Origin of the sequence: Ancylobacter koreensis (assembly GCF_023016525.1) — a bacterium.
Classification (GTDB): domain Bacteria; phylum Pseudomonadota; class Alphaproteobacteria; order Rhizobiales; family Xanthobacteraceae; genus Ancylobacter; species Ancylobacter koreensis.
Map to the genome: position 1 here is coordinate 141,606 of NZ_JALKCG010000001.1, position 26,115 is coordinate 167,720.

At 68.6% G+C, this 26,115-nt stretch carries 26 protein-coding genes; 13 read left to right on the plus strand and 13 right to left on the minus strand.

Annotated elements, in window-relative coordinates; all coding sequences use genetic code 11:
• Positions 1 to 100 precede the first annotated feature (100 nt).
• From MWN33_RS00645 to MWN33_RS00665, 5 genes are all read right to left on the minus strand, one after another.
• Positions 101 to 3,301 carry an efflux RND transporter permease subunit gene (locus MWN33_RS00645; RefSeq protein WP_247198150.1) on the minus strand — a complete coding sequence of 1,067 codons (3,201 nt, stop codon included), beginning with the start codon at positions 3,299 to 3,301 and terminating at the stop codon, positions 101 to 103.
• Positions 3,301 to 4,617, minus strand: coding sequence for an efflux RND transporter periplasmic adaptor subunit (locus MWN33_RS00650; RefSeq protein WP_247198151.1), 1,317 nt, complete (start codon positions 4,615 to 4,617; stop codon positions 3,301 to 3,303). The genes MWN33_RS00645 and MWN33_RS00650 overlap by 1 nt, the downstream gene beginning before the upstream one ends.
• Positions 4,614 to 5,348, minus strand: a complete 735-nt coding sequence (locus tag MWN33_RS00655; RefSeq protein ID WP_247198152.1) for a TetR/AcrR family transcriptional regulator — start codon at positions 5,346 to 5,348, stop codon at positions 4,614 to 4,616. The genes MWN33_RS00650 and MWN33_RS00655 overlap by 4 nt, the downstream gene beginning before the upstream one ends.
• Before the next feature lie 311 nt (positions 5,349 to 5,659).
• Positions 5,660 to 6,175 carry an RNA pyrophosphohydrolase gene (locus MWN33_RS00660; RefSeq protein ID WP_247198153.1) on the minus strand — a complete coding sequence of 172 codons (516 nt, stop codon included), beginning with the start codon at positions 6,173 to 6,175 and terminating at the stop codon, positions 5,660 to 5,662.
• A 146-nt stretch (positions 6,176 to 6,321) separates the two neighbouring features.
• Positions 6,322 to 6,696, minus strand: a complete 375-nt coding sequence (locus MWN33_RS00665; protein ID WP_247198154.1) for a hypothetical protein — start codon at positions 6,694 to 6,696, stop codon at positions 6,322 to 6,324.
• 16 nt (positions 6,697 to 6,712) lie between these two features.
• Between MWN33_RS00665 and MWN33_RS00670 the strand changes: the two genes are divergently transcribed.
• A complete protein-coding gene (locus tag MWN33_RS00670) occupies positions 6,713 to 6,901 on the plus strand; it encodes a hypothetical protein (RefSeq protein ID WP_247198155.1) in 189 nt (62 codons plus the stop codon).
• A gap of 51 nt (positions 6,902 to 6,952) precedes the next feature.
• Here MWN33_RS00670 and MWN33_RS00675 read toward each other — a convergent pair whose 3' ends face one another.
• From MWN33_RS00675 to rsfS, 4 genes are all read right to left on the minus strand, one after another.
• Positions 6,953 to 8,302, minus strand: coding sequence for a S41 family peptidase (locus MWN33_RS00675; RefSeq protein WP_247198156.1), 1,350 nt, complete (start codon positions 8,300 to 8,302; stop codon positions 6,953 to 6,955).
• Positions 8,299 to 9,582 (minus strand): murein hydrolase activator EnvC family protein, encoded by a 1,284-nt coding sequence (locus tag MWN33_RS00680; RefSeq protein ID WP_247198157.1) that lies wholly within the window; start codon positions 9,580 to 9,582, stop codon positions 8,299 to 8,301. The genes MWN33_RS00675 and MWN33_RS00680 overlap by 4 nt, the downstream gene beginning before the upstream one ends.
• Positions 9,583 to 9,715: 133 nt before the next feature.
• A complete protein-coding gene (gene rlmH, locus MWN33_RS00685) occupies positions 9,716 to 10,198 on the minus strand; it encodes a 23S rRNA (pseudouridine(1915)-N(3))-methyltransferase RlmH (RefSeq protein ID WP_247198158.1) in 483 nt (160 codons plus the stop codon).
• Between the two features lie 8 nt (positions 10,199 to 10,206).
• On the minus strand, positions 10,207 to 10,620 hold the full coding sequence (rsfS, locus tag MWN33_RS00690; RefSeq protein WP_247198159.1) for a ribosome silencing factor: 414 nt from the start codon (positions 10,618 to 10,620) through the stop codon (positions 10,207 to 10,209).
• A gap of 449 nt (positions 10,621 to 11,069) precedes the next feature.
• Between rsfS and MWN33_RS00695 the strand changes: the two genes are divergently transcribed.
• On the plus strand, positions 11,070 to 12,527 hold the full coding sequence (locus MWN33_RS00695) for a hypothetical protein (RefSeq protein ID WP_247198160.1): 1,458 nt from the start codon (positions 11,070 to 11,072) through the stop codon (positions 12,525 to 12,527).
• A gap of 201 nt (positions 12,528 to 12,728) precedes the next feature.
• On the opposite strand, the gene MWN33_RS00700 is transcribed toward MWN33_RS00695, so the two are convergent.
• Together MWN33_RS00700 and MWN33_RS00705 are read right to left on the minus strand one after the other, a co-directional pair.
• Positions 12,729 to 13,340, minus strand: a complete 612-nt coding sequence (locus MWN33_RS00700; RefSeq protein WP_247198161.1) for a nicotinate-nucleotide adenylyltransferase — start codon at positions 13,338 to 13,340, stop codon at positions 12,729 to 12,731.
• Positions 13,337 to 14,578 carry a glutamate-5-semialdehyde dehydrogenase gene (locus MWN33_RS00705; RefSeq protein WP_247199744.1) on the minus strand — a complete coding sequence of 414 codons (1,242 nt, stop codon included), beginning with the start codon at positions 14,576 to 14,578 and terminating at the stop codon, positions 13,337 to 13,339. Before MWN33_RS00705 ends, MWN33_RS00700 begins: the two co-directional genes overlap by 4 nt.
• 318 nt (positions 14,579 to 14,896) lie before the next feature.
• Between MWN33_RS00705 and MWN33_RS00710 the strand changes: the two genes are divergently transcribed.
• From MWN33_RS00710 to MWN33_RS00755, 10 genes are all read left to right on the plus strand, one after another.
• Positions 14,897 to 15,730: a YihY/virulence factor BrkB family protein gene (locus MWN33_RS00710; protein ID WP_247198162.1), complete on the plus strand. Its 834-nt coding sequence runs from the start codon at positions 14,897 to 14,899 to the stop codon at positions 15,728 to 15,730.
• Between the two features lie 127 nt (positions 15,731 to 15,857).
• Positions 15,858 to 16,313, plus strand: coding sequence for a baeRF12 domain-containing protein (locus MWN33_RS00715; protein WP_247198163.1), 456 nt, complete (start codon positions 15,858 to 15,860; stop codon positions 16,311 to 16,313).
• A 118-nt stretch (positions 16,314 to 16,431) separates the two neighbouring features.
• Positions 16,432 to 17,415 (plus strand): hypothetical protein, encoded by a 984-nt coding sequence (locus tag MWN33_RS00720; RefSeq protein ID WP_247198164.1) that lies wholly within the window; start codon positions 16,432 to 16,434, stop codon positions 17,413 to 17,415.
• Between the two features lie 63 nt (positions 17,416 to 17,478).
• Entirely contained in the window at positions 17,479 to 17,955 is a 477-nt protein-coding gene (locus MWN33_RS00725) for a TspO/MBR family protein (RefSeq protein ID WP_247198165.1), read from the plus strand.
• Positions 17,956 to 17,988: 33 nt separating this feature from the next.
• Complete coding sequence (locus MWN33_RS00730; protein WP_247198166.1) at positions 17,989 to 18,192, plus strand: twin transmembrane helix small protein; 204 nt, start codon at positions 17,989 to 17,991, stop codon at positions 18,190 to 18,192.
• 34 nt (positions 18,193 to 18,226) lie between these two features.
• Positions 18,227 to 18,832, plus strand: a complete 606-nt coding sequence (locus MWN33_RS00735; RefSeq protein WP_247198167.1) for a cob(I)yrinic acid a,c-diamide adenosyltransferase — start codon at positions 18,227 to 18,229, stop codon at positions 18,830 to 18,832.
• Positions 18,833 to 18,859: 27 nt separating this feature from the next.
• Positions 18,860 to 19,579, plus strand: a complete 720-nt coding sequence (locus MWN33_RS00740) for a rhomboid family intramembrane serine protease (RefSeq protein ID WP_247198168.1) — start codon at positions 18,860 to 18,862, stop codon at positions 19,577 to 19,579.
• A gap of 232 nt (positions 19,580 to 19,811) precedes the next feature.
• The gene (locus MWN33_RS00745) at positions 19,812 to 20,561 is read left to right on the plus strand and encodes an electron transfer flavoprotein subunit beta/FixA family protein (RefSeq protein ID WP_247198169.1); all 750 of its coding nucleotides are present in this window, start codon (positions 19,812 to 19,814) and stop codon (positions 20,559 to 20,561) included.
• A 14-nt stretch (positions 20,562 to 20,575) separates the two neighbouring features.
• Positions 20,576 to 21,520, plus strand: coding sequence for an electron transfer flavoprotein subunit alpha/FixB family protein (locus tag MWN33_RS00750; protein ID WP_247199745.1), 945 nt, complete (start codon positions 20,576 to 20,578; stop codon positions 21,518 to 21,520).
• Positions 21,521 to 21,612: 92 nt separating this feature from the next.
• The gene (locus MWN33_RS00755) at positions 21,613 to 22,494 is read left to right on the plus strand and encodes a 3-hydroxybutyryl-CoA dehydrogenase (RefSeq protein ID WP_247198170.1); all 882 of its coding nucleotides are present in this window, start codon (positions 21,613 to 21,615) and stop codon (positions 22,492 to 22,494) included.
• A 216-nt stretch (positions 22,495 to 22,710) separates the two neighbouring features.
• Here the strand turns inward: MWN33_RS00755 and MWN33_RS00760 are convergent, their stop codons facing one another.
• Positions 22,711 to 23,646: a DMT family transporter gene (locus tag MWN33_RS00760; RefSeq protein WP_247198171.1), complete on the minus strand. Its 936-nt coding sequence runs from the start codon at positions 23,644 to 23,646 to the stop codon at positions 22,711 to 22,713.
• Between the two features lie 113 nt (positions 23,647 to 23,759).
• Positions 23,760 to 24,563 carry a thiol:disulfide interchange protein TlpA gene (tlpA, locus tag MWN33_RS00765; protein ID WP_247198172.1) on the minus strand — a complete coding sequence of 268 codons (804 nt, stop codon included), beginning with the start codon at positions 24,561 to 24,563 and terminating at the stop codon, positions 23,760 to 23,762.
• A 26-nt stretch (positions 24,564 to 24,589) separates the two neighbouring features.
• On the opposite strand from tlpA, the gene argH reads away from it, so the two are divergent.
• Positions 24,590 to 25,972: an argininosuccinate lyase gene (gene argH / locus MWN33_RS00770; protein WP_247198173.1), complete on the plus strand. Its 1,383-nt coding sequence runs from the start codon at positions 24,590 to 24,592 to the stop codon at positions 25,970 to 25,972.
• Positions 25,973 to 26,115 lie beyond the last annotated feature (143 nt).

Below are 26,115 nucleotides of genomic sequence, written 5' to 3' on the forward strand. Positions count from 1 at the left end.
CCAGCAGACGAGGGACGCGACGCCGGGGGGCGATGGCGTCGCGTCCCTCGCGCCCCGCGCCGGCGGACCGGCGGGGATTCGAGAGCGTTCGGCGTGGCGCCTATTCGGCGGCCATGGGGGGTCGCGGACCGGACGCCAGGCCGGGATGCGGCATGGCGTGCACGGTGGGCAGCACCGCCGGGGTGGCGTTCTCGTCCGGCTCGTCGCGCGCGCCGATGAAGCGGCCGAACAGCCGGGCCATCAGCCGGCCGAGATCGTCCATCAGCGTGAACACCGCCGGCACGAACACCAGTGACAGCACGGTCGAGGCGATCAGCCCGCCGATCACCGCGATGGCCATGGGCGAGCGGAAATCGCCGCCCTCGCCGAAGCCGGCGGCCGAGGGCATCATGCCCGCCGCCATGGCGATGGTGGTCATCACGATGGGCTGGGCACGCTTGCGGCCCGCCTCGATCAGCGCCGTGGTGCGGTCGACGCCGGCATGCACCGCCTCGATGGCGAAGTCGACCAGCAGGATGGCGTTTTTCGTCACGATGCCCATGAGCATGAGGAAGCCGATCACCACCGGCAGCGTCATCGCGTTGTTGGTGAGCAGCAGCGCGATGAAGGCGCCGCCCACCGAGAGCGGCAGGGCGATGAGGATGGTGATCGGCTGCAGCACATTGGCGAACAGCAGCACCAGCACCGCCAGCACCATCATCACGCCGGCGCCCATGGCGGTGGCGAAGCCGCCGAACACCTCGCCCATGATTTCCGCGTCGCCGGCCTCCTTCAGCACGACGCTGGCCGGCAGGTTCTTGGCCACCGGGAGCGCGTAAACCTCGGCCAGCGCTTCGCCGAGCTGGGTATTGCCGGCTAGGTCCGCCTCGATCGCCACACGCCGCGCGCGATCGTAGCGGTTGAGGCTGGAGGGGCCGGTGCCGAAGGAAAGATCGGCGACCGCCGAGAGCGGCACGGAGGCGCCGGAGGCGGTGCGCACCTTCAGCGTCTCGAAGGTGGAGAGGTCGCCGCGTGCCTCCTCGTCGAGCTGCACGCGGATCGGCACCTGCCGATCGCCGGCGGAGAATTTGGCGAGGTTCTGCGACACGTCGCCGAGCGTGGCGATACGCACGGTCTGGGCGATATCCGCCACCGAGACGCCGAGTTCGGCCGCTTCGCCGAGCTTGGGCACCACGCGCAGCTCCGGCCGCTCCAGCGCCGCCGAGGTCTGCACATTGGACAGGCCCTTCACCTTGGCGCGAATCTCGCGCTCCAGCTCCAGCGCCTTGGCCTCCACCTCGGCGCCATCCGAGCCGGAGAGGATGATGGTGAATTCGCGCCCGCCCGGGCCGGCGCCGCCCGAGGCGCCGAAATTGAAGCGCAGGTCCGGAATGCGGGCGATCTCCGTGCGCATCCGCATCTCGAACTCTTTCTGCGTCTCCTTGCGCTCGCCGCGCGGCACGAGATTGACGATGATGGTCGCCTTGCGCACCTCGCCGCCGCCACTGGCCGGCCCCTCGGTTGAGCCGGAACCGGCGGTGGCGAACACGCTGGCGACGTCGGGCTGCGCCTTCATCGTGTCGGTCACCTCGTCGACCACGCGCCGCGTGGCTTCCAGCGTGGCTCCCGGCGGCAGCTCCAGCGCCAGCACCGAGCGCGACACGTCGGAATTGGGGATGAAGCCGGAGGGCAGCAGGGTGGAGAGCCACATCGAGCCGATGAACAGCAGGATGCCCACCGTCACCGTGAGGAAGCGGTGGCGGATCGAACGGTGCAGCAGCCCGACATAGGCACGCATCAGCCAGCCATCGGGCTTTTCCCGATGACCGAGGTCGCGCATGAAATAGGCCGCCAGCATAGGCGTGAGCAGGCGCGCCACCAGCAGCGAGAACAGCACCGCCACCGCGACGGTGATGCCGAACTGGCGGAAATACTGGCCGGCGATGCCGCCCATGAAGCTCACCGGCAGGAACACCGCGACGATGGTGAGCGTGGTCGCCACCACGGCGAGGCCGATCTCGTCGGCGGCGTCGATGGCTGCCCGATAGGCCGACTTGCCCATGCGCATGTGGCGCACGATGTTCTCGATCTCGACGATGGCGTCGTCGACGAGAATGCCGGTCACCAGCGTGACGGCAAGCAGGCTCACCCCGTTCAGCGAGAAGCCGAGCAGGTCCATCACCCAGAAAGTGGGCAGGATGGACAGTGGAATGGCGGTCGCGGTGATGATGGTGGCGCGCCAGTCGCGCAGGAACAGCATCACCACGATCACCGCCAGCACCGCGCCCTCGATGAGCGTGTGCATGGCTGACTGGTAGTCGGCCTGCGTATACTTCACCGTGGAATCGATGAGCGTGATCGCCACATCGGGATGGCGCTTCTCCAGGTCGCGCAGCGCTGCGTCGGTGCTTTCAGCCACCACCACGTCGGAAAAGCCCTTGGCCCGGTAGACGCCGAAGGCGACCACCGGCTTGCCGTCAAGGCGGGCGAAGATACGCGGCTCGGCCGCCCCGTCGCTCACCGAGCCGAGATCGGCGAGACGGACATAGCGCGAGGCGCCTCCCCCACTCGCGGGCAGGGCGATGCGGGTCTCCGCGAGGTCGGCCACCGTGGTGGCACCGCCCAGCGTGCGCACGGACTGCTCCTGCGTGCCGATCTCGCCGCGCCCGCCGGCGAGGTCCACATTGGTGGCGGCGAGCTGGCGGTTCACATCCGCCGCCGTCACGCCGAGCGCGGCGAGCTTGTCGGGGTCGAGCGAGATGCGGATCTCGCGGTCGACGCCGCCCTCGCGCTTCACCTGCGCGACGCCGCGCACGCCCTGCAGCGCGCGCACCAGCGTGTCGTCGACGAACCACGAGAGTTCCTCCGGCGTCATAGCCGGGGCGGAGGCGGCATAGGTGACGATCGCCATGCCCTCGACATCGACGCGCTGGACCAGCGGCTCCTCGATATCCTGCGGCAAATCGGTGCGCACCTTGGTCACCGCGTCGCGCACATCGTTCACGGCCCGGTCGACCTGCGTTTCGAGCTGGAACTCGACGACGGTGAGCGAGGTGCCCTCGGTGATGGTGGAGGAGATGTGCTTCACCCCCTGCACGCCGGCGATCGAGGTCTCGACCACCTTCGTCACCTGCGTTTCGAGCTCGCTCGGCGCGGCGCCGGGCTGGGTGATGGTGACAGAGACGATGGGCACGTCGATGTTCGGCATGCGCGTGATCGGCAGCCGGTCGAAGGTGTAAAGGCCGATCGCGGTCAGCACCACGAACAGCACGATGGACGGAACCGGCTTGCGGATCGCCCAGGCGGAGATGTTGAGAGCCATTATGCGCCGCTCCCCGTCGCGGGCGCGAGCGGCACCGGCGTCACCCGGTCGCCGTCGCGCAGGAAGCCGCCGGCGCGGGCGACCACGCTGTCGCCCTCGCCGATGCCCTGCAGTATCTCGATGAAGCCCTCGCCCTTGAGGCCGATCTTCACCGCGCGGCGCTGCACGGTCTCATCCGTCACGACAAGCACGAAGGTGCCCTCGGAGCTGAACTGCACCGCCGACTGCGGCAGCGCGATGCCCTCGTGGCGGGCAATCTCGATGACGCCGCGGCCATAGGCGCCCGGCCGCAGCCGCTCGTCCTCCGGCAGCGCCACGGCGACGCGGGCGAGCCGGGTCGCCGAATCCACCTTGGCGCCGACGAGGCGCACCGAGCCGGCGAGCGGAGCGTCGAAGCCCGCCGGCGTCACCGCCACCGGCAGGCCGGGCGTGACGCGCGGCAGCGCGGATTCCGGCACTTCGGCATCGAGGTCGATGGCGCCGTCCTTCACGATTCGGAACAGCGGCTCGGCGTGCGAGGAGAGCACGATGGCGCCGAGGCGCGCCGAACGCGCCGAGACGATGCCCGCTTCCGGCGCCTTGATATCGGTACGCGCCAGCCGCACCTCGATCTCGTCGCGATTGGCCTTGATCTGCGCGGCTTCCGCTTCGGCGGCGGTCACCATCTCCTCGGCGGCCGTCACCTGCGCCGCCGCCACCTTCACGGCGCGCTCGCGCTGGTCGAGCACCTCCTGCGAGGTGGCGCCGGTCTTGATGAGGGTACGCGCGCGCTCCACCGCCGCCTCGGCCTCGGTGCGCTGCGCCAGCATCTGCTGGAGCTGCGCCTTCTGCTGGGCGATGGCGGCCTGCGCCTTGGCGGCATTGGCGGTGTTCTGGGCGATCAGCGTCTCCAGCGTGTCGCGGGAGAGGCGCGCGAGCACCTGGCCCTTCTCCACCCGGTCGCCCTCCTCGACGAGGATGTCGACGATGCGGTAGCCGTCGATCTCCGGCCCGACCATGATCTCCTCGCGCGCCACCAGCGTGCCGGTGACGGGCAGCGTCTCGATCACCTCGCGCCGGCCGGCCGGCACCACGGAGATGGTGATGCCCTTCACCGCGTTGGGCGCGGGCGCGGCGACCTCGGCCTGCGCCGGCTCGGGGCTCAGCACGCCCGCGATGCGGTCGCGGAAGGCATAGCCGGCGACGCCGACCACGATGACGGTCATGCCGAGCGCCAGCGCGACGCGGCCCCGGAACGAGGGCGAGCGGCGCGGGCCGGGCTCGGGAATCTCGGAAGAAGGGGTGCCGGAAACGGGAGTACCGGAAACGGGATTCATGGCGTGATGTCCGAGATCGATGCAGACGCGGCAGGCGACGGAGCAGGTGAAGCGGTCGGCGCAGGGGCCGGCGCAAGCATGCGCCCGATCAGACCGGCGAGCGCCGGCATCATCCGCTCAAGCGGCAGGTCGGGCTCGAAGCTGTTGCGCAGCACCAGCCCGTCGCCGATGGCGTTGATCAGCAGCATGGCGGCGTCGGGGTCGATGGCGGCGTCGATCTCGCCACGCGCCTGCGCGGCGACGAAGAGCTTGCGGATAGCCGCGTTCATCTCGTCCTCGACGGCGTCGAAGGTCGGCTTCAGCGCCGGGTTGCGCGCCGCCTCGGCATAGATCTCCGGGCCAAGCGCGAGGCACACCATCGGCGTCTCGCCGGAAAACAGCGCCTGCCCCATGCGGGCGAGGCCCTCCACGAAGGTCGGCGCGTTTTCCAGAAGCTCGAGGCAGCTCACCCGCACCGCGCGCTCCTCGTCCACGATGGCGACGATGATCGCCTCCTTGGAGGGAAAGTAGCGGTAGAGCGCGCCCGGGCTCATGCCGGCCTCAGCGCAGATCTCATGCATGGAAGAACCGTGGAAGCCGGAGCGGGTGAAGCAGACGACGGCGGCATCGAGCACGCGGCGGCGCGGATCGGGCCGGGCGACGCCGGGCGCGGACGTGCCGGCGGCGGCGCGCGCGCGGCCACTCTCCTTCTTCGGCGCGGCGGCGCGGGGACGCTTGGCGGTGGCGGTCATGCACAATCCCGAATGGAGCGAACGTTCGTTCGCATTTACGCCGGCACCCTGCAACGAGTCAAGAACGAACGTTCGTTCGCATAATTCTCACCCGTCCGCGCGGCGTTCTCGCCACCCTTTCGAAGCGCAGGTTCCCCGCACGCTGTGGCGCGAAGGTGGCTGGCGCATGTCCTCCTTCGAGGGATATGTGCCGGGCTGTTACCGCGCACGTCTTCGCAGGAGGGATCGCGCCCACCATAGACGGGGAGGCCGAAGCCGGGACGCCGGATTGGGATTATGATTAAGGCGCCGACAGGCGAGGCGCCGCCCGCCTAGACCGCCTTCGCGACGACAAGGGGCAGGAACTCCGCCACCACGCGGTCATAGACCGGGCGCTTGAAGGGGATGATCAGCGCCGGCGTGTTCTCCAGCCGCTCCCAGCGCCAGCCGGTGAATTCCGGCTTGTGATGGCCGCCGCCGGGGCGCAGCACGTCGATCTCGGCGTCCTCGCCGGTGAAGCGCAGCGCCACCCATTTCTGCTTCTGGCCGCGATAGCGGCCCTTCCACGCCTCGCGGGCGATCGGCTCGGGCAGGTCATAGGCGAACCAGTCGGAGGCCACCGCCAGCGGCTCCACGGACGACACGTTGGTCTCCTCGTGGAGCTCGCGCAGCGCCGCCTCCTCCGGGCTCTCGCCCTCGTCGATGCCGCCCTGCGGCATCTGCCAGGAATGATGCGCGTCGACATGCTCCGGCCCGCCGGTGCGCTGGCCGATGAAGACGAGCCCGTCGCGGTTGACGAGCACCACCCCGACGCAGGGGCGGTAGGGAAGCTGGTCGAAGGGGATCATGGGGAAGACCGGCGACAAAAGCGGAAGGAACGGAGCGGAAGGGACGGCGACGGCGACACGCCGCGCGGGCGCTTGCCGCGATCATGATAGGCGAAGATGACGGATGCGCGTAGCTGCCGCGCGCATTCCCGGCTGCTGGAAAAGGCTCAGCGGGCCAGCGGCACGGGCTCGCTCCCGGAAAGGGAGGTGGCGTCCGCCGTATCGAGCTCGTCCGGCCCGCCGACGATCTCGCGGCGTCCGGTCGCCCCGTCGAAGACGGCGATCCCGTCGCGGCCTTCCCCCCCAAAGCCGGGACGCAGCATCGGCGCATCCGCCGCCACGCCGATGGCCAGAAGATTGCCGTCGTCGGCGCCGAAAAGCTGCTCGGCCACCGGCGGCGCGTCGACCGGGCGGAACGCGTAGGCGCCGACCCCGACGCCGACGATGGCAAGCGCCGCAACGGCTACGATGCCCACTGCCGCGTAGTGCCGCGCGCTGTCCTTGCCGTCATCATGGCCGGGAAGCGCCGGACTGGCAGCCATCGTCCGGACCGATCCCGTGGGGGACGCCTTCGGACGGGAAGCCGGCCGGGAGACCGAGGGGGATGCGGCGCGAGGCGAGGTCGAGCGATTCATGAATGCCTTTCTCGTCGCCGACCAAGGCGGCATCGGGGCAGAATCGCGCGAATGCCGCGGCAGCGTCGAAAACAGACCCGTTCTCACGCAAAAACAAACCCCGCCCTCGTGAAAGAGCGGGGTTCGTTGCGTCGACATCGCCCGGCCGAAGCCGGTGGGAACATCAGTTCGGCACGGCCGCCTTCGGATCGGCGGGATAGGCGGCGTTCTTCTGCACGCCCTGGATCAGGTCGATGGCCAGCTTGAGCTGGGTGTCGTCCTTCGGATCCGGCGGCACATAGGCGGGCGAACCGGTCTGCTCGTCCTCGCCGTTCTTCAGGTGTCCCTTGAGCGAGGCCTCGCCGCGCGTCGTCTCGACGCCCGCCGCCTCGGCCTTCTCCTTCACATCCTGCGGCACGTCCTGCACCAACTCGATGTCGGGCTCGATGCCCTTGGCCTGGATGGAGCGGCCCGACGGCGTGTAGTAGCGCGCCGTGGTCAGTTTGATCGCCGCGTTACCGGAGACCGGGATCACGGTCTGCACCGAGCCCTTGCCGAAGGAGAGCGAGCCCAGGATGGTGGCGCGCTTGTGGTCCTGCAGCGCGCCGGCGACGATCTCGGAAGCCGAGGCCGAGCCGCCGTTCACCAGCACGATCACCGGCTTGCCCTTGGCGAGGTCGCCGGGGCGCGCATTGCGGCGCTCGGTTTCCTCGGCGTTGCGCCCGCGCGTCGAGACGATCTCGCCGCGGTCGAGGAAGGCATCGGAGACGTCGATCGCCTGATCGAGCAGGCCGCCCGGATTGTTGCGCAGGTCGACGATGAAGCCCTTGAGCTTGTCCTCGCCGATCTGCTTGGTCAGGTCGGCGATGGCCTTCTTCAGGTTGTCGCCGGTCTGCTCGCTGAACGAGGTGATGCGGATATAGCCGATGTCGTCCGCCTCGACGCGCGAGCGCACCGACTTGATGTTGATGATGTCGCGCGTGAGCGTGAGTTCGAGCGGCTTGTCCTGGCCCTTGCGGATGATGGTCAGCTTGATCGGGGTGGCCACCGCGCCGCGCATCTTGTCGACGGCCTGGTTCAGGGTCAGGCCCTTCACTTCCTCGCCGTCGAGCTTGGCGATGAGGTCGCCCGCCTGCACGCCCGCCTTGGCGGCCGGGGTGTCGTCGATCGGGGCGACGACCTTCACGAGGCCGTCTTCCATCGTCACCTCGATGCCGAGGCCGCCGAACTGGCCGCGCGTCTGCACCTGCATGTCGCGGAAGTCCTTCGCGTCCATGTAGGTCGAGTGCGGGTCGAGCGAGGAGAGCATGCCGTTGATGGCCGCCTCGACCAGCTTGGCGTCGTCCGGCTTCTCGACATAGTCGGCGCGCACGCGCTCGAAAACGTCGCCGAACAGGTTCAGCTGACGATACGTATCCGAGGCGGCCGCAACCGCCTGGCTGGGCTGAAGCAGCAGCCGCGGCTGGGTGGCGCCGACCGCGATCAGGGCGCCGGCCGCCGCACCGAAAAGAAATACTGACGTCCTACGCATCATCCGCGTACCTTCTCGCTTTCGCTCGTCGCCCACCATGGCGCTGGATCGATCGAGTTTCCATCCTTGCGGAACTCGACGTAAAGAATGGGTTGGGCAGTTCCAAGGCTGGCCGACGAAACAAGCTGCGGTCCGCGCCCCATGACCGCCACCGGCTCGCCCGACAGCACGAACTGACCCAGTTCGACCGTTATCTTATCCATACCCGCCAGCAGAATATGGTATCCGCCGCCGGCATTGATGATCAATAGTTGTCCATAGGAGCGGAACGGGCCGGCATAGACCACCCAGCCATCGCTCGGCGAGGCCACCTGCGCCTCCATCCGCGTGGCGAAGGACACGCCCTTTTCCTGCCCGCCATAGCCGTCCTCGGTACCGAACGCCTTCAGCACCGCGCCGCCGACGGGCAGCGGAAGCACCCCTTTCGCCTCCTCGAACGGCATGCCCGGCGAGAGCCGGCCGGGGTTCTGCAGGGCCGCCAGTTTGGCAGCGGAGCCTTGATCGGCCGGCATTTTCGCGGCTTCCTGCGCCGCCTTGCGGGTGGCCTCGATCTCGGTCTCCATGCGCTGCATCAGCTCGCGCACATTGCCCGCCTCGGCGGCCAGCGCGGCGGCGCGGGTCTTCTCGCCGGCGAGCGCCGCCTCGCCCTGGTCGAGCGACTTCTTCTTCTCCTCGACGAGGGCCGTGGTGCGCCGGCGCTCGTCGGCGAGGGAGACCTTCAAATCTGCGAGAGCGTCGCGTTCGCGGGCGGTTTCCTGCCGCACGCGCTCCTGCGCGGCGAGCTCGCTGGCCAGAAGATCGGTTTCCGCCTTCAGTTCCGGCAGCACCGCGCCGAGCAGCATGGCCGAGCGCACCGATTGCAGCGCGTCGTCCGGGCGCACCATCAGCGCCGGCGGCGGGCGGCGGCCGAGCCGCACCAGACCGCCCAGCACCTCGGCCAGCACCTTGCGGCGGGACTCCAGCGAGTCGCGGATATCCGCCTCCTCGCGGCCGAGCTGCAGCAGGCGCTGCTCGCTGGCGTCGAGCTTGCCCTCCGTCTCGCGCACGCGGATGGCGGTCTCCAGCAGAGCGGCGTTGAGCTTGGCGCGGTCGCCCTTCAGGCCTTCGATCTCGCGCACCAGCTGCTGCTGGGCGGCGGTGGAATCGCGCAGCTCCGCGTCGATGCGCTCGATGCGCTGCTTCTGGGTGGCGCGGTCATTGCCCGCCGGCGCGGGCGCGTTCTGCGCCAGCGCTGTCCCTCCGGCCAGCGCGGCCGCGAGCGCGAAGACGCCAAGGCGAAGCATCCCGCGGACGGCCGGGCGGTGGACGGGCGATGAGGGGCTTCGGCGGGGCATCGGCACAGGAGATGGGGAACGGGGTTAAGCTTGCGTTAGCGTCGCGCGGCGGCATCTCTCGGGCAACGCGCCTGCCCCCCCCTCACGCCTTGTGATAGGGGTGGCCGGCGAGGATGGTCGTTACGCGGTAGACCTGCTCGGCCATCATGACGCGGACGAGCTGATGGGGAAAGGTCGCCCGCCCGAAGGCAAGCAGGCGGTCGGCCCGGCCGCGCGCGGCGTCGCTCAGCCCGTCGGCGCCGCCGATCAGGAAGCTCAGCGCCCGCACCCCGCGGTCGCGCAGCGCGGCGATCTCGGCGGCGAGTTCCTCGCTCGACATTTCCCGCCCGCGCGGGTCGAGCGCGATCACCGCCCCCGCCTCGGGCAGCGCGCCGATCAGCCCGCCGCCTTCCTCGCTCATGCGGTCTTCCGGCCGGCGCGCGGCGCTTTCGGAAATCTCGATCACGTCGGGGCCGGAGAGGCCGAGGGCCCGCCCTCCCTTGCCCGCGCGGTCGAGATAGCGCGCGCAAAGCTCCCGCTCGGGCCCGGCCTTCAGCCGGCCCACGGCAGCGATCACCAGCCTCAAGGCGGCTCCTAGCCGCGCGTCAGCTTCGCCGGACCGCCGGGAACGGCGGCCGACCACATCTTCTCGATATTGTAGAACCCGCGCACTTCCGGCTGGAAGACGTGGACGATGACGTCGCTGGCATCGATCAGCACCCAGTCGCAGGCCGGCTGGCCCTCGACGCGCACGCCCTTGACGCCACGCGCCTTGAGCCCCTCGACGAGGTGGTCGGCGATGGCGCCGACATGGCGCTGGGAGCGGCCGGAGGCGACGACCATGTAATCGGCGATGGTCGTCTTGCCGCGCAGTTCGATGGAAACGACGTCCTCGGCCTTGTCGTCGTCGAGACGGGCGAGAACGAGGGCAAGAATCTCCTCGGCGTCGAACGACGTCTCGGAGACAGGCGCAGTCGCCGGGCTGGAGGCGGCTGCTGCAAGCGCCATGCTGGACAGGGGTCCGGATCCTCTCGTCTTGACCGCAAGGCACGGACGGACCTTCCGCACCGTGCCTGCCCCTTAAGGATAATGCGGATGGGGGCGTTCTTCAACCGGGGGGTGGGGAGGGGGGTGGTGGGGGGCGCTAGACGGCCCCTCACCGAGGCGACAAGCAGAATCTGCTTTGGGGTGGGTTGCGCACGGTCTGCTTTAACATGGAAAACTAGGAAAACAGACATCTGCTGATGAGGAGTCTGGACCGATAGCAGCGTGTCGCAGTTTAACGATAACTCAGCGAGGCCTGTCGTTTCACTACGCGTAGAGACCGAACCGATCAATAAGTCTATCAGTGGATAATTTAATCACACTCATTGACATGAAAGCTCACCGTCAGTCAAACTTTTGGCGGATAGCATATTGTCTGTACCTTACGCCATCGCCAGCTAGATGATAGAAATTTGGCGCCGCGCATGGGTCAAAGGGGGCGTCAAATGCCAAGGTTTTCGGAATATTTTGGCTTAGGAAAAACCCAGCATGAACTAGATTTCGTCGACGTTAGCAATACCTACGATCTCCCCGTTTATGTTGACCCATACGCGATCGAAATACAGGATGATACTTGGGCTAAAGAAGCCGCCGAACAAATCAGCCTTTTCTTTAGCGAAGTTCTCGCCGCGCTCCGAGATGCAGACGATCACCGCGCTGAAGGCCTCATGTCACATCTCCGTGAACCCAAGGAGACCTTCTTGGGAGTTTCGAGCGAGGCTCCAAAAGGACGCGGTGTGGGCCGCCATCAAGCCTCGCAATTGATAAGCGCGATCAAGAAGAGCAGGGCCTTTCAAACAGGCTTGCTTAATGATTTTTCTGAGATGTCGCTCTACGTCGAGGGCATCGATCGGGACAAGATGTCCGATCTAACTACCAACATAATTCGCGGACTTCTCGTCGATTACACGCAAGAACAATGCGAATTACACGAGATCGAGACGCTTGAATATAATGGCCCCTCCCTATGGGACGGTGATCGCGGCAATTGGGTCGGTCGGAGTGTCAGGTTGCCATATATTGATGCCGACCCAATCCTGCTTGTTCCTAAGTATATTGTCCGCCGAAAGCTTTCACTGGACAGTCAGGAGTTCTACAACAAGCAAATCACGGATTTCTTGGTTGCCGAGAATTTGCGCGTCAATAGCTCTCTGGTCCAAACGATCAAGGGAAGAAGAAAGGTACGCAAGGGCGACGTTCGCGACAAGAATCCAAAATCCAAACCATTCATCGCGGACATGGTTCGCGATCATCCAGAGCTTCTGGACCTCTACAAGGAGATCGCCGCGAAACAAAGTGCGATGCTAAATTTTGGCGACGAAAACCCAACTATCACGGCCGTATGTCAGGCGCTTGCTGATCGGCTGCCGAACATCCCAACTGGCGCCAAGCACGCGAATGAATACCACTCGCTCATCACGGGCGCCTTGACCGCGCTGTTCTATCCATCGCTGATTCTCCCACAAAAGGAATGGGAGATAAATCAGGGTCGCAAGCGCGTGGATATCGTTTACACGAACGCTGCCGAGACAGGCTTCTTCTCTCAGCGGCGAGGAGATCCACGTGTTAACGCAAATATAGTGATCGTCGAGTGCAAGAACTACAGTGACGACATCGCCAACAATGAACTGGATCAGTTGCTTGGCCGCTTCGACAATGATCGTGGTCGACTGGGTATCTTGACATGTAGAGAGGTTGACAACCCGCAAAGATTGTTGGATCGGTGCAAGGACGCCGCTGTACGCAACACTGGGTATGTCATCGTTCTGAAGGATGTGGAACTCCAAGCCATGCTTCAAGCGAAGGCTCGGCTCAACGACCATGTTGTGGAGGCCACCTTGCACGCCAAATTCAGGGAATTACTGGCGTAACAAGAAAGAAAACCAGGGACGCGGACGGCCCACGCTTTCATCATGAGATCTGGGGCGGCGGGTCTGCGAAAAACAAGGATGCCAATTCGACCAAATATCCGCTTTTGAGAACTAGCCATCGAAGTCTGTGCGTCTGGAATGGGGTCGCCCCCGGCCATAATGAGGAAAGGCGCCCCGCCCCTTGCCGACGGCACGCCCCCCTCACCCCTCCCCCCTGATCCGTGTCGACGACAGCGGCGACTTCAGGCCGTGCAGGAACACCCAGGCCGGCGGGCGCTGGGTCGCGAGGGCGGGGGCTTCGCTTTCGGGGCGGCGCCAGCGGGCGAGGGCGTGGGCGGCGGGGGAAGCCATGGCCGGCAGGGTGCAGCCGGGGCGGTCTACCACCGCCATCGGCACCAGCCCGGCAATGGCCTGCCAGTGCTGCCAGCGGTGGAAGGAGGCGAGGTTGTCCGCCCCCATGATCCAGACGAAATGCACGGCGGGGAAGCGGCGCACCAGCGCCGCCACCGTGTCGTAGCTGTAGCGCGTGCCGAGCCCCGCCTCCAGCCCGGTCGGCACCAGCGCGGGATGGTTCGCCACCGCGCGCGCCTGCTCCAGTCGCGTCGCCAGCGGGGGCAGGCGGCCATTGTCCTTCAGCGGATTGCCGGGCGTCACCAGCCACCACACGCGGTCGAGCTTCAGGCGTTTCAGCGCCAGCAGGCTCGCCGCGCGATGGGCAGCGTGGGCCGGGTTGAAGCTGCCGCCATAGAGCCCGACGCGCAGCCCCGGCGCCAGCGGCGGCAGGCGCCATTCCGCCGGCTGCGCCTCGGTCACGGCCGGATCTGGCCGGTGCCGCGCACCCGGTACTTGAAGGAGGTGAGTTGCTCGGCGCCCACCGGCCCGCGCGCGTGCATGCGCCCGGTGGCGATGCCGATCTCGCCGCCGAAGCCGAACTCGCCGCCATCGGCGAACTGCGTCGAGGCGTTGTGCACGACGATGGCGGAATCGACCTCGTTCAGGAAGGTTTCGGCCACCGCCGCGTCCTCGGTGAGGATGGCGTCGGTGTGGTGCGAGCCATAGGTCTCGATATGGTCGATGGCGGCCTTCACGCCGTCGACCAGCTTCACCGAGATCACCGCGTCGAGATATTCGGTGCGCCAGTCTTCCTCGCTCGCCGGCTTCACGCGCGGATCGACCGCCTGCGCCGCTGCGTCGCCGCGCACCTCGCAGCCCTCGCCGATCAGCATGGAGACGAGCGGGGCGAGCAGGCGGGCGGCATCGGCGGAATCGACCAGCAGCGTCTCGGCCGCCCCGCACACGCTCGTGCGGCGCAGCTTGGCGTTCTTCACGATGGTCAGCGCCTTGTCGAGGTCGGCGCCCCTGTCGACATAGACGTGCACGAGGCCTTCCAGATGCGCGAAGACCGGCACGCGCGCCTCGCTCTGCACGCGGGCGACGAGGCTCTTGCCGCCGCGCGGCACGATGACGTCCACATTGCCGCCGAGGCCGGCGAGCATCTCGCCCACAGCCGCGCGGTCGCGGGTCGGCACGAGCTGGACGGCGTCCTGTGGCAGGCCGGCGCTCGCCAGTCCCTCCACCATCGCGGCGTGGATGGCGCGCGAGGAATTGAAGCTGTCCGAGCCGCCGCGCAGGATCACCGCATTGCCGGCCTTCAGGCACAGGCTGCCGGCGTCCGCCGTCACATTGGGCCGGCTCTCATAGATGACGCCGACGACGCCGAGCGGGGTGCGCACACGCTCCAGCCGCAGGCCGTTCGGCCGCTCCCAGCTCTCCGTCACCGTGCCGACCGGGTCGGGCAATTCGGCGATCTCCTCGACGCCGCGCGCGGTGGCTTCCAGCCGCGCCGCGTTCAGCGTCAGCCGGTCGAGCATGGAGGCGTTCATGCCGGCGGCCTTCGCGGCCTCCACGTCCAGCGCATTGGCGGCGAGTATGTCGCCGGCATGGGCGCGGATGGCGGCGGCGGCGGCCTTCAGCCCGGCGCTCTTGGTCGCGGCGGGGGCCAGCGCCAGCGCGCGGGCGGCGGCGCGGGCGCTAGCGCCGATCGCCAGCATCAGCGCGGCGACGTCCTCACCCTGCGGGCCGCGCGGGGCCGGCGCGCCGGGAAGGTTCCCGGTGGCGGGGGCGGCGCGCAGGGCAGAGGTGGCGGACATGGCTTCACTCGCTGGTCACGAAAGGGGGTCATCAAAAGCGGGCGACCTATCTACCACAGGCCGGCCGCTTCGCGCCAAAACGAATTGGGTTCGCCCGCGCTCCGCGACGCCGGCGCTTTACCAAAGCGGCGGGAAGGACTTGCCATTTGGCGCCCGACGTCCGATGTCACGGCGACACCTGCCCGCCGCCGGGATGCCGCCACGAGGAGAGCCGAACTCTTGTTGCGCGCCTTCGACATCGCCTGGGACGCCTTCTGGCGCTTCGTCGAGGACGACGGATGGGCGATCTCCAGCCATATCGCGCTCTCCGCGCTGATGTCGCTGTTCCCCTTCCTCATCTTCGTCACCGCGCTGGCGGCGTTCTTCGATTTCAAGAACCTCGCCGACGAGACGGTGCAGCTCATGCTGGAGGCGTGGCCGGCGCAGGTGGCCGAGCCGATCGGCCGCGAGATCCGCAACGTGCTCACCCAGGTGCGCACCGACGTGCTGACCATCGGCGTGGTGCTGGCCATCTACTTCTCGTCCAACGGCATAGAGAGCCTGCGCATCGGGCTGAACCGCGCCTATGGCGTGCGCGAGGGCCGCTCCTGGTACTGGCTGCGCCTCGAATCCATCGGCTATGTCGTGGTCGGCGCGGCGGGCCTGCTGGCGCTGTCCTTCCTCGTCGTGCTCGGCCCGGTGCTGTGGCTGGCGGCGGTGCGCTGGGTGCCGGCGCTCCAGCCCTTCGGCTGGGTCATCACTTTCCTGCGCTATGCCGCGACCTCGGCCATCCTCATCGTCGCGCTGGTGGTGGCGCATATGTGGCTACCCTCGGGCCGGCGCACGCTGGCGGAGGTGGCGCCCGGCATCCTGGTGACGCTGGGCCTGTGGCTGGCCGCCGGCGCCGCCTTCGGGCGCTATCTCGCCGAATTCGCCAACAATTACGTCACCACCTATGCCGGCCTCGCCTCGGTGATGGTGGCGCTGGTCTTCCTCTACACCACCGCCTCGATCTTCGTGTATGGCGGCGAGCTCAACGCCGCGATCCGCCGCGCCCGCGAGAACCGCTACTAGCCGCGCCCCGGCCCGCATCCTCGGAACCCCTCGCCGCCGGCCGGGCTTGACCCTCGTCAAGGCGGACGCGCCGTCCGCCCTGTGCAATGGCGACAACGCCGGAGACTGCCGGCGAGGAGGTGCCTGAATGACCAGCTACAGCAAGCTCAAGATCGAAGCCGGGGCCTGGGTCGTGGTGTGCGACGGGCGCAAGGCTCTCGTGCTGTGCAACGAGGGCGACGCGATGTTCCCCAACCTGCGCACCCGCGAGGTCCACGAGCAGGAGAACCCGCCCACCCGCGAGCAAGGCACGGACGCGCCGGGCCGGGTGCACCAGTCCGTCGGCTCGGCGCGCTCCTCGGTGGAGCCGACCGACTGGCAGGAGGAGGGCGAGCGCGCCTTCATGCGTCAGATCGCCGGACGGCTCGACGCGGCCGCGACGGCGGGCGAGGTAACGTCGCTGGTGATCGTCGCCGCCCCGCGCGCGCTCGGCGCACTGCGCACGCATCTGTCCAAGAGCGTGCACGACATTCTGGCCGGCGAGGTCGACCGCGACCTCGTGAAGATGCCGGTTCACGAGATCGAGAAGCTGCTCGCCGCCTGACGGCACGCCTCGCGCACCGCCAACGTCGCGGACGAATTTCCAAGCCCGCGAAACCGTTCTACGCTTCGCCCCGTCCCGGCCGCTGCCGGGGCGGGGCTTTGCTTTGGGGGGCGGGGTCATGTGGGATTTCTCGATCGGTACGACGATCGCTCTGGTGCTGCGCACCTGGCCCTTCGTGCTGCTGCGCCTCGTCGTCTATGTCGGCATCGCCTTCGGCTTCGTGGCCGGGATCGGGGTCGGCGCGGGGATCGGCTGGGCCGTCGGCCTCGCCTTCGGCGGCGACGCCGAGATCACCGGCGCGCTGATCGGCGCGCTCGCCGGCTTCGGGCTGGTCGCCGGCGTGCTGTGGTGGGTGCGCCAGTATCTCGTCTATCTCGTCAAGGCCGGCCATGTGGCGGCGCTCGACGCGCTGCTGCGCGGCGGCGAGATTCCCGGCGGGCAGGACCAGATCGCCTATGCCGTCGCCATGGTGAAGGCGCGCTTCCTCGAAGTGAACATCCTGTTCGGCATCGACATCCTCATCCGCGGCGTGGTGCGCGCGCTGGTCGGTATCCTCAACCTGCTGACCGGCTGGATACCCGGATTCAAGACGCTGAACGATTTCGTCAGCGCCGTGCTGAAGATCGCCCTCGGCCTCGTCGACGAGGTGATCCTCGCCTACATCATCCGCCGCGAGGACGCGGCGCCCGCGCAGGCCGCGCGCGACGGGCTGGTGCTCTACGCGCAGAACGCAGGCGCGCTGGTGCGCAACGCGGTGTGGATCGCGCTGTTCGAATATGCGGCGACGGCGCTGATCTTCCTCTTCCTGCTCGGCCCCGCCATCGGGCTCGCCTATGCGCTGCCGGGCGGGCTCACCGGCTTCGGCGTGGTCTTCGCCGGTATTCTCGCCTGGGCGCTGAAGGCGGCGCTGATCGAGCCGCTGTCCATCGCCTCGCTGCTGCAGGCCTATGATATCGCCATACGCGGCCAGACCCCGAACCCGGACTGGACCGCGCGGCTGGACAGCGCCTCCTCGGCCTTCCGCGACCTCGCCGCCCGCATGCCGCCGGGCGGGCGGGCGCCCTGGGGCGCCGGGCCGACGACGCCCGCCACCCCGGTGTGAACCATCCTGCCGGCAGCGCGTATAAGCTGGCCGGATGCGGCGATTCCCGGCCGGAGGAACCCGATGAAGACACTCTCCTTCTTCCGCCTCGTGCTCGCGGTCGGCCTGTGCCTCGCCGTCGGCGCGGTCGGCTCGCTCGCCACCACGCCGAAGATCCCGACCTGGTATGCCGGCCTTGCCAAGCCGTCCTGGACGCCGCCCGACGCGGTGTTCCCGATCGCCTGGACGACGCTCTACGTGCTGATGGCGGTGGCGCTGTGGCGGCTCTGGCAGCTCCATGCACCCTCCCCGGAGCGGCGCCGGGCGGTCTCGCTCTGGTTCCTCCAGCTCGTGCTGAACGCGCTGTGGTCGCCGGTGTTCTTCGGCATGGAAGCCCCGCGCGCCGCGCTGGCGGTGGTCCTCGCGCTCTGGCTCGCCATCGCCGCGACGATCTGGGCGAGCGCGCGCATCGACCGCATGGCGGCCTGGCTGCTCGCCCCCTATCTGGCATGGGTATCCTTTGCGACGGCGCTCAATGCTGCCATTGTCGCCCTGAACTAGAGAGCGGTCCTGCGGGACCGCGGGAGCTTCCCGATGGACGCCGTCACCATCGCCAAATTCGTCGTGCTGCCGGTGGCGCTGGGCTCGGTCGCCCTCGTGCTGGTGCTGGGCCTCGCCAACATGGCGCGCGGCGGCTCGCCCCTGCGCTCGCAGAAGCTCATGCAGTGGCGCGTGCTGCTTCAGGCGGTGGCGCTGTGCTTCGTGCTCGCGACCATCATCCTGATGAATCGCGGCTGAGCCGCGAAAGGACCCATCGAGGGACGCATCCACCATGGTCGTGCTGAACCGCATCTACACCCGCACCGGCGACGACGGCACCACGGCGCTGAGCAGCGGAGAGCGGCGGGCCAAGCACGATTTGCGCGTCAACGCCTATGGTACGGTGGACGAGACCAACGCCGCCATCGGCGTGGCGCGGCTGCACACGGGGGCGGATACGGGCCTCGCCGACATCGACGCCATGCTGGCGCGTATCCAGAACGACCTGTTCGACCTCGGCGCCGACTTCGCCACCCCCGACACCGGCGAGCCGCTCGGCTACGAGCCGCTGCGCATCGTGCCCTCGCAGGTCGACCGGCTGGAGCGCGACATCGACGCGCTCAACGGCGCGCTCAAGCCGCTGCGCTCCTTCGTGCTGCCGGCCGGCACACCGGCGGCGGCGCATCTGCATGTCGCGCGCACCGTCTGCCGGCGCGCCGAGCGCCTCGCGGTCGAGCTGTCGCGCGCGCCGGGCGAGATCGTCTCGCCGGCGGCGGTGAAGTACCTCAACCGCCTCTCGGACCTTCTCTTCGTCATGAGCCGCGCCGCCAATGCCCGCGCCGGCGGCCCCGAGGGCGGCGACGTCCTGTGGGTGCCGGCGGCGGGGCGCGGCGACTGACGCCCACGGCGGACGGCGCGGCGCGCGATGCTCATCCCCTTCAACGACGACAATCCGCTGGAAGGGATCACCCACGCCTATGTCACCTGGGCGCTGATCGCGCTCAACGTGCTGATCTTCGTCTTCGTCCAGCACGGCTACCGGCCGGAGATCGACGTCGCCTCGGCCTTCGGCTACGGCGCCATTCCCGCCGTGGTGACGCATGCCGCCGTGCTGCCGGCCGAATATGTGCGGCTGCCTTCGGAGCTGACCCTCGTCAGCTACATGTTCCTGCACGGCGGCTGGCTGCACCTCGCCGGCAACATGGCCTTCCTGTGGGTGTTCGGCGACAATGTGGAGGACGCGCTCGGCCATCTGCGCTTCCTCGTCTTCTATCTCCTGTGCGGCATCGCCGGCGGCCTCGCCCACGCGCTGGCCATGCCCGATTCGGCCTCGCCGCTTGTCGGCGCCTCGGCGGGAATCTCCGGCCTGGTCGGCGCCTATCTCATGCTGCATCCCAATGTGCGCATCTGGGTGCTGATGTTCCTGCGCGTGCCGCTGCGCATTCCCGCCATCTGGCCGCTCGGCGCGTGGATCGGCTTCCAGGTCTGGAGCCTCCTCGCCTCGGGCGAGCAGGACACCGCCTGGTGGGCGCATATAGGCGGGCTCGTCACCGGCGCGGTGCTGGTCGTGTTCCTGCGCCGGCGCGGCGTGCCGCTCTGGGTGATGACACGCGACGGCACGCCGGACGGGCGCCCGCCGGTCTGAACGGGTCTGTGCCAGACATGCCGCCGCAGGCGGGGCGGAGCGGCTCCCGACAGCGTTGACAGCCCTCGGGGCGAACCATAGTTTGCCGCGGTTTTCCGCAGGCTGACGCCGCTTCGCACCATCGCCACCGGGCGCCCCAATCGGTTCCTCGCCTGGCCCGCTGGCGGCTTCGCCTTCCCCGAATGCGGCTGCCAGGGGCCGGCCTCGCGCCGCGCCCGACGGGAGATGTGTGATGAAGATCCTGGTGCCCGTGAAGCGGGTCGTCGACGCCAACGTCAAGATCCGCGTCAGGCCGGACGGCTCGGGCGTCGAGCTCGCCAACGTCAAGATGGCGATGAACCCCTTCGACGAGATCGCCGTCGAGGAGGCGCTGCGGCTGAAGGAAGCCGGCAAGGCGAGCGAGGTCGTCGCCGTCTCCATCGGGCCGGTGAAGACCGACGAGACCATCCGCACCGCGCTCGCCATGGGTGCCGACCGCGGCATCTGGGTGAAGACCGACGAAGCCGGCATCGAGCCCCTCACCGTCGCCAAGCTCCTGAAGAAGATCGTCGAGGCGGAAGGCCCCGGCCTCGTCATCCTCGGCAAGCAGGCCATCGACGACGACTGCAACCAGACCGGCCAGATGCTCGCCGCCCTGCTCGGCTGGCCGCAGGCCACCTTCGCCTCGAAGGTCGAGATCGGCGAGAAGACCATCGCCGTCACCCGCGAGATCGATGGCGGCCTGCAGACGCTCGACCTCGACCTGCCGGCGGTGCTGACCACGGACCTGCGCCTCAACGAGCCGCGCTACGCCTCGCTGCCCAACATCATGAAGGCCAAGAAGAAGCCCATCGAGGAGAAGCCGGCCGCCGAGCTTGGCGTCGACCTCGCCCCGCGCCTTCAGCTGCTCTCCACCACCGAGCCGGCGGGCCGCACGGCGGGCATCAAGGTCGGCTCGCCGGCCGAACTCGTCGATCATCTCAAGAAGGCGGGAGTGCTCTGACCATGGCCGACCATCTGCCCACCCTGCTGTTCGCCGAGCATGACGATGCCAGCCTCAACCCCGTCACTGCCCGCGCGCTGACCGCCGCGCTGGCCCTCGGCGCCCCGGTGCATGTGCTCGTCGTCGGCGAGAATGCACGGCCCGCCGCCGAGGCCGCCGCCAAGCTCGCCGGCGTCGCGCAGGTGCTGCTCGCCGACGGCCCGGCCTATGCCCACCGCCGCGCCGAGCCGGTCGCCGCGCTCGGCGTCGCGCTGGCGGGCCAGTATGGGGCCATCGCCGCGCCCTCCACCGCCTTCGGCAAGAGCGTGCTGCCGCGCATCGCCGCGCTCATCGACGTGATGCAGGTCTCCGACGTCGTCGCCGTGATCGCGCCCGACACCTTCGAGCGGCCGACCTATGCCGGCAACGCGATCCAGCGCGTGCGCGCCACCGACGCCACCAAGGTGCTCACCATCCGCACCGCCGGCTTCGCGCCCGCCACCGAGGGTGGCAGCGCGCCGATCCAGCCGGTGGACGAGGCCGGCGCCTTCGCCGGCTCGCGCTTCGTCGGCGAAGAGATCGCCACCAGCGCGCGGCCCGAGCTCACCGCCGCCCGCATCATCGTCTCGGGCGGGCGCGCCATCGGCTCGGCGGAGAACTTCCATTCCGTGGTCGAGCCGCTCGCCGACGCGCTGGGCGCGGCGGTCGGCGCCTCGCGCGCAGCGGTCGACGCCGGCTACGCGCCGAACGACTGGCAGGTCGGCCAGACCGGCAAGGTGGTGGCTCCCGACCTCTATGTCGCGCTCGGCATCTCCGGCGCCATCCAGCACCTTGCCGGCATGAAGGACTCGAAGGTCATCGTGGCGGTCAACAAGGACGAGGAGGCGCCGATCTTCCAGGTCGCCGATTTCGGCCTGGTGGGCGACCTGTTCCAGATCGTGCCGGAGCTCACCGCCGAAATAGCTAAGGCAAAAGGCTGACGCCGCTCTATACTGGAATTGTCGTCGGCAAAGCACGCCGGGCAGTGTACTCGGGAAGGCGGCGCAACGCCGACAGAGGACGGACGCAGGCCATGGGTTTCGAGATCAAGCGCGTCGGCATCATCGGCGCGGGCCAGATGGGCAACGGCATCGCGCATGTGTGCGCGCTGGCGGGCTACGACGTCGTGCTGAACGACCTTGAGGCCGACCGCCTCAAGTCGAGCCTCGCCACCATCAACGGCAACATGGCGCGCCAGGTCTCCAAGGGCGCCTATAGCGAGGCCGAGAAGCAGGCCGCGCTCGGGCGCATCCACGGCACCGACCAGACCGCCGATCTCGCCGAGGTCGACCTCGTGATCGAGGCGGCGGTGGAGAAGGAGGAGATCAAGCGCAAGATCTTCTCGACCGTCTGCCCCTTCCTGAAGCCCGAGGCGATCCTCGCCACCAACACCTCCTCCATCTCGATCACCCGGCTCGCCGCCTCCACCGACCGGCCCGAGCGCTTCATCGGCATCCACTTCATGAACCCGGTGCCGCTGATGCAGCTCGTCGAGCTGGTGCGCGGCATCGCCACCGAGGACGAGACCTTCGAGCTGTCCAAGGCCTTCGTCACCCGTCTCGGCAAGACCTATGCGGTGTCGGAAGACTTCCCGGCCTTCATGGTCAACCGCATCCTGCTGCCGATGATCAACGAGGCGATCTACACGCTCTATGAGGGCGTGGGCTCGGTCGACGCCATCGACACCGCCATGCGGCTGGGCGCCAACCACCCGATGGGCCCGCTCCAGCTTGCCGATTTCATCGGGCTGGATACCTGCCTTTCCATCATGCAGGTGCTGCACGAGGGGCTGGCCGACAGCAAGTACCGCCCCTGCCCGCTGCTGGTGAAATATGTCGAGGCCGGCTGGCTCGGGCGCAAGACTCAGCGCGGCTTCTACGACTATCGTGGCGAGAAGCCCGTCCCGACCCGCTAGAGGCGGGGCACGCCGGCATACTGAAACACTGAAAGTCCGTCATCCCGGCCGCCCCGCACGGCGTAATGGCCGAGACGCATGATGGCGGCCGTCTCCGCCCCATAAACCGTCATGGCCGGGCTTGACTCGGCCATCCACGCCTTCGTTCCGACAGCGCGCTTCAAGAGTTGGATCCCCGGGTCAAGCCCGGGGATGACGGCCGAGTCACGAAGGCCTCTACCCCACCTTTCCCCTCACCCACCGCCACGGGCGGCCGTCGATCGCCGCCAGTCCCAGCGCGATGATGGCGAAGCCGACGAATTCGCGCGGCTCCATCTCCTCGCCCAGCACCAGCGCCCCGAGCAGGATCGCGCTCACCGGCACCAGGAAGGTCACCAGCGAGATGTTGGTCGCCCCGTTCCGCGCCAATATGCGGAAGTACAGGATGTAGGCGATGCCGGTGGAGAGCATGCCGAGCCCCGCCAGCGCGCCCAGAACATGCGGCGAGGGCATTCCCAGCGTCCACGGACGGTCGATGGCCAGCGCCAGCGGCGCCAGCAGCACGCTTGCCGCCGCGAGCTGCGCCAGCGCCACGCCGAGCGGCGGCAGGTGCTTGAAGCGGCGGGCATAGACGGCGGCGAATCCGTAGGAGACCGTGGCGCCGATGGCGGCGAGCTGGGCCGGCAGATGATGCCCGCCGAGCTGGCCGATCAGCGCCGGCCCCATCATCACCGCGACTCCGGCAAAGCCCAGCAGCACGCCGGTGAGCTTGCCGGCGGTGAACTTCTCATCCTTGGTGAAGGCCTGCGCCACCAGCACGGTGAACAGCGGCGTGGCGGCGTTGAGGATGGACGACAGGCCGCTGGGAATATGCTGTTGCGACCAGGCGATCAGCCCGAAGGGAATGATATTGGCGATGATCGCCAGCACGACGAACTCCGCGAGAAGCCGCCGGCCGAGCGGCAGCCGCACGCCGCGCGCCCGCGCGATGACCCAGAGCGTCAGCGCGCCGACGGAGAGCCGCACCAGCACCATGGTCAGCGGCGGCACTTCCTGAATGGCCACCCGGCCGAAGAAGAAGGAGCCGCCCCAGATCAGCGAGAGCAGGGCCAGCGTCGCCCAGTCGCCCGCGGCCATCGGCTGCGGGCCGTGACGGGCGGGGGCGTCGGGCATGGGGCACTCCGGGAAGGCGACCGACGGCGGGCAGGCGCCGTGCGCGGCTCACATAGCCGCTGGCGGCCCGCCGCGCCACCCGTTTCGGACGGGACGGTCCATGGATCGCGCCGTCAGGGCGCCGCCGTCGCCTTGGCGCCCGGCCCGGCCGCCGCCAGCGCCGCCTCGATCAGCGCCACCGCGTCCCCGCTCGCCCATTCCGCCGGGCCGGCGATATGGCCGATCTCGCAGCCCTTCGCGTCGATCAGCATGGTGGTCGGCAGGCCGAAGCCGCGCCCCACCGCCCGCAAGTCCTGGAAGGCCTGCGCCTTCGGATCGGCATAGAGCGCGAGGTGCTTGATGTCGATCTCGTCGAAGAAGGTCTTCGGCTTGGCCGGATCGCGCGTGTCGATGTTGAGCGCCACCACCTCGAAGCCGGGCATGTCGCCGCCGCCCTTGCGGCCGAGCTTCGCCTGCAATTCGTCGAGCGCGGGCATTTCCTTGCGGCACGGCACGCACCACGTCGCCCAGACGTTGACGAGCTTCAGCCCGTCGCCGCCGACCTGCGAGAGCTTCGCCGGCGTGCCGTCCGGGCCGAGGAAGGCGAGGTCCGGTATGCGGGTGGGCTTCAGCGTCGGGGCGAAGGCGGCGAGTTCGCCGCGCGCCAGATCGGCAATCTTGCCGGCCGTCTCGCTCGCCGCGCCGCAGGACGCATCCTCGCCCGCAGGAGCGGAGCTCGCCGAGGCGCTCGTAGTAGGCGCGGAAGCCGGCGGCGTGGCATCGGCGTTGCGCCCCAGCCCCCCGATCCCGTATACGCCTGCCAGCCCGGCGAGGACGCCGAGGAGCAGGGCGGCGAGGATGATCAGGGCGAACCGGCCGCGCGGCCGCGCCTGACCCGCCGTCCCGGTCCCCGTCGCGTCCTCAGGTCGTTCGGTCATCGCCGTCCTCGCGGAGAAAAGTGAGCATGAGCAACAAGATGTGGGGCGGCCGGTTCGAGACCGGCCCCGATGCCATCATGGAGGAGATAAACGCCTCCATCGGTTTCGACCAGCGGCTATACGCGCAGGACATTGCGGGGTCGAAGGCGCATGCCTCGATGCTGGCGGCCCAGGGGATCATCGACAGGGCTGATGCCGAAAAGATCGTCGCCGGTCTAGACACGATCCTGTCAGAGATCGATTCCGGCGATTTCACCTTCCAGCGCGCGCTGGAAGACATCCACATGAACGTGGAATCGCGCCTCGCCACGCTGCTCGGCCCCTCCGCCGGGCGTCTGCACACGGCGCGCTCGCGCAATGACCAGGTGGCGACCGATTTCCGGCTCTATGTGCGCGACACAATCGACACGCTCGACACCCAGCTCAAGGAACTGCAGACGGCGCTGGCCGAGAAGGCGCTGATCCATTCCGGCACGGTCATGCCCGGCTTCACGCATCTCCAGACCGCGCAGCCCGTCACCTTCGGCCATCACCTGCTCGCCTATGTCGAGATGCTCGGGCGCGACCGCGGACGTCTCGCGGACGCGCGCAAGCGGCTGAACGAATGTCCGCTCGGCGCCGCCGCGCTGGCCGGCACCTCCTTCCCGATCGACCGTTTTGCCACGGCGAGCACGCTCGGCTTCGATCGGCCGACGGCGAACTCGCTCGATTCGGTGTCCGACCGCGACTTCGTGCTGGAGACGCTGGCGGCCGCCGCGATCTGCGCCATGCACCTCTCCCGCTTCGCCGAGGAGATCGTGATCTGGACCTCGCCGCTCACCGGACTGCTCAAGCTTTCCGACCGCTTCACCACCGGCTCGTCGATCATGCCGCAGAAGCGCAACCCGGACGCCGCCGAGCTGGTGCGCGCCAAGATCGGCCGCATCGCCGGCGCCTTCACCGGCCTGCTCATGGTGATGAAGGGCCTGGCGCTGGCCTATGCCAAGGACATGCAGGAGGACAAGGAAGGCGCCTTCGACGCGCTCTCCACCCTCTCGCTGATGATCGCCGCGACCTCCGGCATGGTGCGCGACATGGTGCCGGACGAGAAGCGCATGAAGGCCGCCGCCGGCGCAGGCTACTCCACCGCGACGGATCTGGCGGACTGGCTGGTGCGCATGCTCGGCCTGCCCTTCCGCGAGGCGCACCACGTCACCGGCCGCATCGTCGCGCTGGCCTCGGCCAAGGACGCGCCGCTGCACAAGCTCTCGCTCGCCGAGATGCAGTCGGTCGAGCCGCGCATCACGGCAGAGGTGTTCGGCGTGCTCTCGGTGTCGAAGTCGGTGGCGAGCCGCGTCTCCTATGGCGGCACCGCGCCGAAGAACGTGCGCACCCAGGCCAAGCGCTGGCTGAAGCTGCTGGCGAAGTAGGCGCCGGACGCGGGACCGTCATCCCGGCCGAGCGGAGCGAGAGCCGGGATCGCGTGCCGTTCTCTTCTCGGCAGCCGATCCCGGATATGGCCTGCGGCCATTCCGGGATGACGGCCAACCAATTACTGCGCTCCGCCTGCTGG